The sequence below is a fragment of the Variovorax sp. P4_D9 genome (assembly GCF_056401695.1).
Map to the genome: position 1 here is coordinate 1 of NZ_JBFUIU010000300.1, position 10372 is coordinate 10372.

A 10372-nucleotide genomic window follows, 5' to 3' on the forward strand; every position below is an offset into this window, starting at 1 on the left:
GTGGGTGAATCAGGCGGACCCAAGGGCTTCGAGGTCACGGGCTGGAACGCGATCGCGGTGCCGCCGGGCCTGACGCCGGCGGTCACCGACAAGATCAAGAAGGACATCGAGGCCGCGCTCGCCAGCCCCGACGTGCTCGAGAAGTTCAAGAGCTTCGGCTACGAACCCTTCCCGCAGACGCGCGACCAATTCAACCAGTTCGCCAAGGCCGAGACGCAGCGCTTCGGCGACGTGATCCGCAAGGCCAGCATCACCCTGGACTGACGCCATGACTCAATTCACCAAGACCCCCGGCTGGCTCGACTGGTATGCCGGCCCCTCGAAGCCCCGCTTCAAGGTGCCGCCCGGCAGCGTCGATGCGCACTGCCACGTGTTCGGCCCGGGCGACCAGTTCCCGTTCGCCCCCGAGCGCAAGTACACGCCCTGCGACGCCTCGAAGGCCCAGCTGTTCGCCCTGCGCGACCATCTCAGCTTCGACAAGAACGTGGTCGTGCAGGCCACCTGCCACGGCGCCGACAACCGCGCGATGGTCGATGCGCTGAAGGCCGCCAACGGCCGCGCCAAGGGCATCGCCACGGTGAAACGCAGCATCAGCGACGCCGAGCTGAAGGAACTGCACGACGCCGGCGTGCGCGGCGTGCGCTTCAATTTCGTCAAGCGGCTGGTCGACTTCACGCCCAAGGACGAGCTGCTCGAGATCGCCAACCGCATCGCGCCGCTGGGCTGGCACGTGGTGATCTACTTCGAGGCGGTCGACCTGCCCGAGCTGTGGGACTTCTTCACTGCGCTGCCGACCACGGTGGTGGTCGACCACATGGGCCGCCCCGATGTCAGCAAGCCGATCGACGGCCCCGAGTTCGAGCTGTTCCTCAAGTTCATGCGCGAGCACACCAACGTCTGGAGCAAAGTCAGCTGCCCCGAACGGCTGTCGCTGACCGGCCCGAAGGCGCTGAACGGCGAGCAGGCGGCCTACCAGGACGTCGTGCCCTTCGCCCGCAAGGTGGTCGAGAGCTTCCCGGACCGCGTGCTGTGGGGTACCGACTGGCCGCACCCGAACCTCAAGGACCACATGCCCGACGATGGCCTGCTGGTCGATTTCATTCCGCAGATCGCGACGACGGCCGAACTGCAGCACAAGCTGCTGGTCGACAACCCGACGCGCCTGTACTGGCCGGAGCTGAAGTAATGTCGCTCGAGAAACCCTACAAGGACGTGCCCGGCACGACCATCTTCGATGCCGAGCAATCGCGCCTCGGCTACCACCTGAACCAGTTCTGCATGTCGCTCATGAAGGCCGCCAACCGCGAGCGCTTCAAGGCCGACGAGCGGGCCTACCTCGACGAGTGGCCGATGACCGAGGAGCAGAAGCGGGCCGTGCTGTCGCGCGACCTCAACCGCTGCATCCAGCTCGGCGGCAACATCTACTTCCTGGCCAAGATCGGCGCCACCGACGGCAAGAGCTTCCAGCAGATGGCCGGCAGCATGACCGGCATGACCGAAGAGGAATACCGCGACATGATGATCAAGGGCGGCCGTTCGGTCGAAGGCAACCGCCGCCTCGGCGAGGACGGCGACGCGCAACCGAACCGGCAGCCCCAGGGCGCCGCCGGCAAGAAAGAGAGCTGACATGGCCCGAATCACCGCATCCGTCTACACCTCGCACGTGCCCGCCATCGGCGCCGCGCTCGACCTCGGCAAGTCGAACGAGCCCTACTGGCAGCCGCTGTTCGCGGGCTACGACTTCTCCAAGCAATGGATGAAGGGCAACAAGCCCGACGTCGTCTTCCTGGTCTACAACGACCATGCCACGGCCTTCAGCCTGGACATGATCCCGACCTTCGCGATCGGCACCGCCGATTCATACCAGCCGGCCGACGAAGGCTGGGGCCCGCGTCCCGTGCCGACCGTCATCGGCCATGCGCCGCTGGCCGCGCACATCGCGCAGAGCGTGATCCAGCAGGACTTCGACCTCACGATCGTCAACAAGATGGACGTCGACCATGGCCTCACGGTGCCGCTGTCGCTGATGTGCGGCCAGCCCGGCGCCTGGCCCTGCCCGGTGATCCCGTTCGCGGTCAACGTGGTGCAGTACCCGGTGCCGAGCGGACGGCGCTGCTTCATGCTGGGCCAGGCGATCCGCCGCGCGATCGAGTCCTACGACGAAGATCTCACCGTCCAGATCTGGGGCACCGGCGGCATGAGCCACCAGCTGCAGGGGCCGCGCGCCGGCCTGATCAACGCCGAGTGGGACAACAAGTTCCTCGACCGCCTGATCGCCGATCCCGACGGACTCTCGAAGGTGCCGCACATCGAGTACGTGCGCGAGGCCGGCTCCGAAGGCATCGAGCTCGTGATGTGGCTGATCGCCCGCGGCGCGATGGCCGACGTCGCCGGCGGCAAGCCGCCGAAGGTGGCACACCGCTTCTTCCACGTTCCCGCGTCCAACACGGCCGTGGGCCATCTCATCCTGGAGAACCAATGACCAAGACCATCAAAGTCGCCCTTGCCGGTGCCGGCGCCTTCGGCATCAAGCACCTCGACGGCATCAAGAACATCGACGGCGTCGAAGTCGTCTCGCTGGTCAGCCGCGAGCTCGACAAGACGCGCGAAGTGGCCGCCAAGTACGGTATCGGCCATGTCACGACCGAACTCGCCGACTCGCTGGCGCTGAAGGAAGTCGACGCCGTGATCCTCTGCACGCCGACGCAGATGCACGCCTCGCAGAGCATCGCCGCGCTGAAAGCCGGCAAGCACGTGCAGGTCGAGATCCCGTTGGCCGATTCGCTGAAGGATGCGCAGGCCGTCGCCGACCTGCAGAAGGAAACCGGGCTGGTCGCGATGTGCGGCCACACGCGCCGCTTCAATCCGAGCCACCAGTGGGTGCACAAGAAGATCGTGGCCGGCGAGTTCAACATCCAGCAGATGGATGTGCAGACCTACTTCTTCCGCCGCACCAACATGAACGCGCTGGGCCAGCCGCGCAGCTGGACCGACCACCTGCTGTGGCACCACGCGGCCCACACGGTCGACCTGTTCGCCTACCAGGCCGGCAGCCCGATCGTGAAGGCCAATGCGGTGCAGGGCCCGATCCACCCGACGCTGGGCATCGCGATGGACATGTCGATCCAGCTGCAGGCCGCCAACGGTGCGATCTGCACGCTGTCGCTGTCGTTCAACAACGACGGGCCGCTGGGCACCTTCTTCCGCTACATCGGCGACACCGGCACCTACATCGCGCGCTACGACGACCTGTTCAACGGCAAGGAAGAGCCGATCGACGTCTCGAAGGTCGACGTGTCAATGAACGGCATCGAGCTGCAGGACCGCGAGTTCTTCGCCGCGATCCGCGAGGGCCGCGAACCCAACTCGAGCGTGGCGCAGGTGCTGCCTTGCTACCAGGTGCTGCAGCAGCTGGAGAAGCAGCTGCAGAGCTGAGCCGCGTCATGCACAAGCGACAACTCGGCCCCTTCTCGGTCAGCGCCATCGGCCTCGGCTGTATGAACCTGAGCCATGCCTACGGCGTGCCGCCGTCGGTGGAGCAGGGCGAGCGGCTGCTACTGGCGGCGCTCGATGCCGGCGTGACGCTGTTCGACACCGCTGCGCTCTACGGCTTCGGTGCCAACGAGAAGCTGGTCGGGCGGGTGCTGAAGCCGCACCGCAGCGCCTTCACCTTGGCCAGCAAGGGCGGCATGGGGGGCGTGCCCGGCGACGACGGCACGGTGCGCCGGGTGATCGACGGCAAGCCCGCCACCTTGCGCCGCAACTGCGAGGACAGCCTGCGGCGGCTGCAGACAGAGGTCATCGACCTCTACTACCTGCACCGCTGGGACAAGTCGGTGCCGATCGAGGACTCGGTCGGCGAGATGTCGCGGCTGGTCGAGGAAGGCAAGGTGCGCGCGCTGGGCTTGTCCGAGGTCTCGGCCGCCACCTTGCGCCGCGCGCACGCGGTGCATCCAATCGCCGCGGTGCAGAACGAGTATTCGCTCTGGAGCCGCAACACCGAGATCGCCGTGCTGCAGGCCTGCCGCGAGCTGGGCGCGGCGCTGGTCGCCTTCAGCCCGCTGGCGCGCGGCTTCCYGTGCGACGTGCTGCACGACGTGTCGACGCTCGACGCCAAGGACATCCGTCGCGCGATGCCTCGCTTCTCGCCCGAGAACTATGCGCGCAACCTCGAACTGCTGCCGGCCTATACCGCGCTGGCGAAAGAGGCCGGCTGCACGCCGGCGCAACTGGCGCTGGCCTGGCTGCTGGCGCGTGGCGAGCACATCATCCCGATCCCCGGGACGACGCAACTTGACCACCTGCAAGAAGACCTGCAGGCCGAGCAGGTGCAGCTGGCGCCCGAGCTGTTCGCGCGGGTCGATGCGCTGATCAACCAGCGCACCGTGAGCGGCGCGCGCTACGGCGTCCAGAGCAGCGCCGAGGTGGATACCGAAGTCTTCGAGGATTGACGGCGGCGGCCTGGCCGCAAGGAGTCACGCCATGTTGAGTTCATTCGTCAGGACCGAGATCGACGGACCCGTCTGCACGATCGTCCTGGATCGTCCGTCCGTTCGCAACGCGGTCGATGGCCCGATGGCGGCGGCGCTGCGGCGCGCCTTCGAGGACTTCGAGGCCGACGATGCGTTGCAGGTGGCGGTGCTGTGGGGGGCCGGCGGCCACTTCTGCGCCGGTGCCGACCTCCGTGCGCTGGCCGATCCCGCGCGCCGCCACGAGCTCGATCCCGAGGGCGGCGGCAGCGGGCCGATGGGCCCGAGCCGCATGGCGCTGTCCAAGCCGCTGGTCGCCGCGGTCAGCGGCTATGCCGTCGCGGGCGGGCTCGAACTCGCACTGCTGGCCGACCTGCGGGTGATGGAGCGCGACGCCGTGTTCGGCGTCTTCTGCCGCCGCTGGGGCGTGCCGCTGATCGACGGCGGCACGGTGCGGCTGCCGCGCATCGTCGGCATGGGCCGCGCGCTCGACATGATCCTGACCGGCCGACCGGTCGGCGCCGAGGAAGCCTTGGCGATGGGCCTCGCCAACCGCGGGGTCGAGCCCGGCAGCGCCCGCCAAGCGGCCGAGGAGCTGGCACGCGAGATCGCGGCCTTCCCTCAGCGATGCATGCTGGCCGATCGCGCGTCTGCTTACGGCCAGTGGGACCTGCCATTGGCCCAGGCGTTGCGCGCCGAAGGCGCTCAGGGTGTCCCGGTGGCGCTCGAGGAAGCCGTTGCGGGTGCTGCGCGTTTCGTCGGTGGCGAGGGGCGCCACGGCAGCTTCAAGAACCTGCCCGATACGCCTGCTTGACGGTGCCGCGCTACCGGGTGGTGGCCGAACGCGCTGAATAGTCGAACTGCGGTCCCGGCCCCGCCGCCAGCGGCGGACCCGGATCGTTGCCGCTCGGGCCGAAAGGCGCCCGCACGGGCGCGCGCGAGAAGTTGTAAAGCGGTCCGGGCCCCGGCACGACCGGGGGGCCGGAATCGGCGAATCGCTGCAACGGCGCCTGCCCTCGGTCGTACAGGGGACCGGGACCGGCAGCGATCGGCGGGCCGGGATCCGGCGTGGTGCGGGCGATGGGGCTCTCGGTGGCGGCCGGTGGCGGCGTATCGGGCAGGTTCCTGCGTGACGAGGCGGGCGCCGTTCTGGCGTGTGCGATCGGCCGGGGCGCATCTGCCAGCGGCGGGGTCGGGCGCCGGGCCGGCTGCGGCTCGGCCCGCGTGGCCGCGCTCTGCACGGTCGGAGTGATTCGAAGCGTGGCAGGCGGGGCCTCTTGCACCTCGTCGGCAGACGCAGCTGCGGTCGACGGCACCGTGGCTGCCGGGAGGGCCCTGGGTTTCAGGGACTCCGGCATTACCAGGGACAGGATCTGCTCTCGCAGCGGCGGCGCGCCGGGCTTGTGCGTAACATGGAAGCACCAGGCCGCGAAGCCCAGGATCATTGCGAGACCGACAACGCCGGCCTTCAGCCAGAAGGCGGCCGTTTCCGCCGGAAGCACTGGAACCTCGGCGCCGGCGCGCGCGCCGACAGCGCCGCGCGGCGTCGCGTCGGAGGCGGGGCGGACCGCCATGACGGCATCGAGCGCGCCGGGCCCCGTGGGCGTGAATCCGGGCAGTGGATGCGCGCAGCCCACGCAGTACTTCGCCTTCGGGCGATTGGCGCTTCCGCAGACATTGCATACGACTGACATGGCCTCTTGCTCCCCTGGACGACAGACACAAGGCTCTACTCTGCACGGCTGCGCGGCGCTGTATGTCGGACGACTCCTACGCGCGGTGTCGATGCCAGCCGGGGGCATCTGACCAAACTCCATGAAAGACCCACTAGCACAGCGGGTCTTTTCGCTTTGGGAAGCCGTCGATCTCCTGCAAAATAGCACGACCGTTCGTTTTATTCCCGTCGCCCTCCCTGATGCCCCACACCGCCGTTTCAGCCAAGCCTTCCCGCCTGCCCGCCAAGGGCCAGCAGACCAAGGCCGTCATCATCGACGCGGCGCTCAGCCTGGCGGCTCAGATCGGCCTCGAGGGCCTGTCGATCGGCGCCCTCGCCGAGGTCACGAAGATGAGCAAGTCGGGCGTTTTCGCGCACTTCGGCTCGCGCGAGGAACTGCAGATCTCGGTGATCCGCGAGTATCACGCGCGCTTCGAGCACGAGGTGTTCTACCCGGCGCTGAAGGCGCCACGCGGCTTGCCGCGCCTGCGCGCGATGTTTGCCAACTGGATGAAGCGCACCTCGGCCGAAATCGACTCCGGCTGCATCTACATCAGCGGCGCGGTCGAATTCGACGACCGCACCGGCCCGGTGCGCGACGCGCTGGCCGACTCGGTCAACACCTGGCTGGCCGCGATGTACCGCGCCGTGCTGCAGGCCCAGACCGAGGGCCACCTGAGCCAGGACGCCGACGCCAAGCAGATCGCGTTCGAGATCCACGCTCTGATCCTCGCACTGCACTACGAGGCCCGCTTCCTGCGCTCGCCCGATTCGCTGGCGCGTGCCAATGTGGGCTTCGACAACATCCTGCGCCGCTGCGGCGCGACCGACACATTGCTCGGCGCGCCCGCACCGGCGCCGCGCCGCTTGAAGACCGCTCGCTGATCGCGCGCGGTTCGCTTCCCTCTTTTCGTTCCTTACCATTTCCCGGAGACCCTTCCATGCCCGCCTACACCCCGCCTCTGCGCGACATGCAGTTCGTGATGCACGAAGTGCTCAACATCACCGAAGAACTCAAGGAGATGCCCAAGCATGCCGAGGTCGATGCCGACACCATCAACGCGATCCTCGAAGAAGGTGGCAAGTTCGCCTCCGAGGTCACCTTCCCGCTCAACATCAGCGGCGATGAAGAAGGCTGCGTGCTCGACAAGACCACGCACGAGGTGAAGACGCCCAAGGGCTTCAAGGATGCCTACGCCAAGTTCATCGAAGGCGGCTGGGCGGCGCTGTCCTGCGACCCGGCCTACGGTGGCCAGGGCCTGCCCTATGCGGTGAACCAGTGCGTCTACGAGATGCTCAACTCGGCCAACCAGGCCTGGACGATGTACCCGGGCCTCTCGCACGGCGCCTACGAGGCGCTGGCCGCGCACGGCACCGACGAGCAGAAGAAGACCTACCTGCCCAAGCTCACCTCGGGCGAATGGACCGGCACCATGTGCCTGACCGAGCCGCACTGCGGCACCGACCTCGGCCTGCTGCGCACCAAGGCCGAACCGCAAGCCGACGGCAGCTACAAGATCACCGGCAACAAGATCTTCATCTCGGCCGGCGAGCACGACATGACGTCGAACATCATCCACCTGGTGCTGGCACGCCTGCCGGACGCGCCCAAGGGCAGCAAGGGCATCAGCCTGTTCGTGGTGCCGAAGTTCAACGTCAACGCCGACGGCTCGCTCGGCAGCCGCAACGCAATCTATTGCGGCGGCCTCGAGCACAAGATGGGCATCCACGGCAACGCCACCGCGCAGATCGTGATCGAGGGCGCCAGCGGCACGATGGTCGGACAGCCGAACAAGGGCCTGGCGGCGATGTTCGTGATGATGAACGCGGCCCGCCTGGGCGTCGGTAACCAGTCGCTGGGCCTGACCGAGGTGGCCTTCCAGAATGCGCTGGCCTACGCCAAGGACCGCACCCAGATGCGCTCGCTGTCGGGCGTCAAGGCCAAGGACAAGGACGCCGACCCGATCATCGTCCACCCCGACGTGCGCAAGATGCTGATGACCGCCAAGGCCTACGCCGAAGGCGGCCGGGCCCTGGCGATCTTCTGCACGCTCCTGCTCGACAAGGAGCACAACCACCCCGACGAGAAGGTGCGCAAGGATTCGGGCGAGGTGGTGGCGCTGCTGACGCCAATCGTCAAGGCCTTCCTGACCGACAACGGCCACATCTCGACCAACGCCTGCATGCAGGTCTTCGGCGGCCACGGCTTCGTCAAGGAATGGGGCATGGAGCAGTTCGTGCGCGACAACCGCATCAACATGATCTACGAAGGCACCAACACGATCCAGTCGCTGGATCTGCTGGGCCGCAAGGTGCTGGGCAACAACGGCGCGACGCTGAAGAAGTTCGGCAAGCTGGTGGGCAAGCTGGTCGAGGAAGAGGGCGTCAACGAGAAGATGAGCGAGTTCATCACGCCGGTGGCGGTGCTCGGCGAGCAGCTCACCAAATTCACGACCGAGATCGGCTTCAAGGGCTTCCAGAACCCCGATGAAGTCGGCGCCGCTGCGGTCGACTACCTGCGTGTCGCGGGCCACTTCGTCTTCGGCTACATGTTCGCGCTGATGGCGCGCACCGCGCTGCGCGAGATCGCGGACGGTAACAGTGACCCGTTCTATGTCGCCAAGCTGCAGACCGCGCGCTTCTACTTCGCCAAGCTGTTCCCCGAGACCGCGACGCTGATGCGCACCGCGCGCGCCGGCAGCGCCCCGTTGATGAACACCGACGCCGCGCTGGCCTGAACGCCATGAATGCGCTTTTCCCAACCCTTGCAGCGGTCGCCTTCGCGGCCTCGGCCGCCTCGGCCATGGCGCAGATGACCCCCGTGGGCGTCTGGCGCAGCATCGACGACAAGAGCGGCGAGGCCAAGGCCGAGATCCGCATCGCCGAATCGGGAGGCGCGCTGGCCGGCCGCATCGAGAAGACCTTGCGCAAGGACGCCAAGCCCGATGCGGCCTGCGACGAGTGCACCGACGAGCGCAAGGGCAAGCCGATCGCAGGGCTGGAGATCATCCGCGGCGGCAAGAAGGCCGAGGGCAAGGAAGTCTGGGAAGGCGGCAAGATCCTCGACCCCGAGAACGGCAAGGAATACCGCGCCAGCTTCACGCCGATCGACGGCGGCCGGAAGCTCGAGGTGCGCGGCTACCTCGGCCCCTTCTGGCGTACCCAAACCTGGAGCCGCGTGCAGTAGCCGCGCGCGTTCCGCATCAAGAAGCAAATCATCATGTCCAGATTCCAAGTGAAAAAGGTCGCCGTGCTCGGCGCCGGCGTGATGGGCGCGCAGGTCGCGGCCCACCTCGTCAACGTGCGCGTGCCGGTCGTGCTGTTCGACCTTCCGGCCAAGGAAGGGCCGAAGAACGGCATCGTCACGCGCGCCATCGACAACCTCAAGAAGCTCAAGCCCGCGCCGCTGGCCGACGTCGCCGATGCAGGCCTGATCGAGCAGGCGAACTACGAAGACGACCTGGCCAAGCTCGGCGAATGCGACCTCGTGATCGAGGCGATCGCCGAGCGCATGGACTGGAAGCTCGACCTCTACAAGAAGATCGCGCCGCATGTCGCCAAGCATGCGATCCTGGCCTCGAACACTTCGGGCCTGTCGATCACCAAGCTCAGTGAAGCACTGCCCGAGGCGCTCAAACCGCGCTTCTGCGGCATCCACTTCTTCAACCCGCCGCGCTACATGTTCCTGCTCGAGCTGATCAACACGCCGACCACCGAAACCGAAGTGCTCGACCAGCTTGAGACCTTCGTCACCAGCGCGCTCGGCAAGGGCGTGGTGCGCGCGCACGACACGCCCAACTTCATCGCCAACCGCGTTGGCATCGCCGGCATGCTGGCGACCCTGAAGGAAGTCGAGAAGTTCGGCCTGACGCCCGACGTGGTCGACGACCTCACGGGCAAGAAGCTCGGACGCGCGAGCTCGGGCACCTTCCGCACCGCCGACGTGGTGGGCCTCGACACGATGGCCCACGTGATCAAGACGCTGCAGGACAACCTCGACGAGAAGAGCGATCCGTTCTATGCCAACTTCGCGACGCCGCCGGTGCTCGCCAAGCTGCTCGAGCTCGGCAACCTGGGCCAGAAGACCAAGGCCGGCTTCTTCAAGAAGGCCGGGCGCGACATCCTGCGCTTCGACCTGGCCAAGGGCGAGTACGTGCCCTCGGGCGACAAGGCCGACGAGGTCTATGGC

General features: G+C 67.3%; 12 protein-coding genes. 11 read left to right on the top strand and 1 reads right to left on the bottom strand.

Annotated features, from left to right (window positions below):
• From AC1DY5_RS27745 to AC1DY5_RS27775, 7 genes are all read left to right on the top strand, one after another.
• Positions 1–264: tripartite tricarboxylate transporter substrate-binding protein (locus AC1DY5_RS27745; protein ID WP_478116615.1), on the top strand; the 264-nt coding region annotated here is incomplete at its 5' end.
• Positions 265–268: 4 nt separating this feature from the next.
• Entirely contained in the window at positions 269–1186 is a 918-nt protein-coding gene (locus AC1DY5_RS27750) for an amidohydrolase family protein (protein ID WP_478116616.1), read from the top strand.
• On the top strand, positions 1186–1626 hold the full coding sequence (ligA, locus tag AC1DY5_RS27755; RefSeq protein ID WP_478116618.1) for a protocatechuate 4,5-dioxygenase subunit alpha: 441 nt from the start codon (positions 1186–1188) through the stop codon (positions 1624–1626). The genes AC1DY5_RS27750 and ligA overlap by 1 nt, the downstream gene beginning before the upstream one ends.
• Position 1627: 1 nt before the next feature.
• Positions 1628–2482 (top strand): class III extradiol dioxygenase subunit beta, encoded by an 855-nt coding sequence (locus AC1DY5_RS27760; protein WP_478116620.1) that lies wholly within the window; start codon positions 1628–1630, stop codon positions 2480–2482.
• Positions 2479–3435, top strand: coding sequence for a Gfo/Idh/MocA family oxidoreductase (locus AC1DY5_RS27765; protein ID WP_478116622.1), 957 nt, complete (start codon positions 2479–2481; stop codon positions 3433–3435). Before AC1DY5_RS27760 ends, AC1DY5_RS27765 begins: the two co-directional genes overlap by 4 nt.
• An 8-nt stretch (positions 3436–3443) precedes the next feature.
• Entirely contained in the window at positions 3444–4451 is a 1008-nt protein-coding gene (locus AC1DY5_RS27770; RefSeq protein ID WP_478116624.1) for an aldo/keto reductase, read from the top strand.
• Between the two features lie 31 nt (positions 4452–4482).
• Entirely contained in the window at positions 4483–5283 is an 801-nt protein-coding gene (locus AC1DY5_RS27775) for a crotonase/enoyl-CoA hydratase family protein (RefSeq protein ID WP_478116625.1), read from the top strand.
• Positions 5284–5293: 10 nt separating this feature from the next.
• Here the strand turns inward: AC1DY5_RS27775 and AC1DY5_RS27780 are convergent, their stop codons facing one another.
• Positions 5294–6163, bottom strand: coding sequence for a hypothetical protein (locus AC1DY5_RS27780; RefSeq protein WP_478116627.1), 870 nt, complete (start codon positions 6161–6163; stop codon positions 5294–5296).
• 221 nt (positions 6164–6384) lie between these two features.
• Between AC1DY5_RS27780 and AC1DY5_RS27785 the strand changes: the two genes are divergently transcribed.
• From AC1DY5_RS27785 to AC1DY5_RS27800, 4 genes are all read left to right on the top strand, one after another.
• Positions 6385–7068: a TetR/AcrR family transcriptional regulator gene (locus AC1DY5_RS27785; RefSeq protein WP_478116629.1), complete on the top strand. Its 684-nt coding sequence runs from the start codon at positions 6385–6387 to the stop codon at positions 7066–7068.
• Between the two features lie 56 nt (positions 7069–7124).
• Entirely contained in the window at positions 7125–8921 is a 1797-nt protein-coding gene (locus AC1DY5_RS27790; RefSeq protein WP_478116631.1) for an acyl-CoA dehydrogenase C-terminal domain-containing protein, read from the top strand.
• Positions 8922–8926: 5 nt separating this feature from the next.
• A complete protein-coding gene (locus AC1DY5_RS27795; RefSeq protein WP_478116633.1) occupies positions 8927–9370 on the top strand; it encodes a DUF2147 domain-containing protein in 444 nt (147 codons plus the stop codon).
• Positions 9371–9403: 33 nt separating this feature from the next.
• On the top strand, positions 9404–10372 hold a 969-nt coding region (locus AC1DY5_RS27800), incomplete at its 3' end, for a 3-hydroxyacyl-CoA dehydrogenase family protein (RefSeq protein ID WP_478116635.1).

Bases quoted from the DNA above. Each gene is read 5' to 3' on its own strand.
- AC1DY5_RS27785 (WP_478116629.1), top strand. From the start codon at position 6,385: ATGCCCCACACCGCCGTTTCAGCCAAGCCTTCCCGCCTGCCCGCCAAG.
- AC1DY5_RS27790 (WP_478116631.1), top strand. From the start codon at position 7,125: ATGCCCGCCTACACCCCGCCTCTGCGCGACATGCAGTTCGTGATGCAC.
- AC1DY5_RS27750 (WP_478116616.1), top strand. From the start codon at position 269: ATGACTCAATTCACCAAGACCCCCGGCTGGCTCGACTGGTATGCCGGC.
- ligA (WP_478116618.1), top strand. From the start codon at position 1,186: ATGTCGCTCGAGAAACCCTACAAGGACGTGCCCGGCACGACCATCTTC.
- AC1DY5_RS27780 (WP_478116627.1), bottom strand. From the start codon at position 6,163: ATGTCAGTCGTATGCAATGTCTGCGGAAGCGCCAATCGCCCGAAGGCG.
- AC1DY5_RS27795 (WP_478116633.1), top strand. From the start codon at position 8,927: ATGAATGCGCTTTTCCCAACCCTTGCAGCGGTCGCCTTCGCGGCCTCG.
- AC1DY5_RS27760 (WP_478116620.1), top strand. From the start codon at position 1,628: ATGGCCCGAATCACCGCATCCGTCTACACCTCGCACGTGCCCGCCATC.
- AC1DY5_RS27765 (WP_478116622.1), top strand. From the start codon at position 2,479: ATGACCAAGACCATCAAAGTCGCCCTTGCCGGTGCCGGCGCCTTCGGC.
- AC1DY5_RS27775 (WP_478116625.1), top strand. From the start codon at position 4,483: ATGTTGAGTTCATTCGTCAGGACCGAGATCGACGGACCCGTCTGCACG.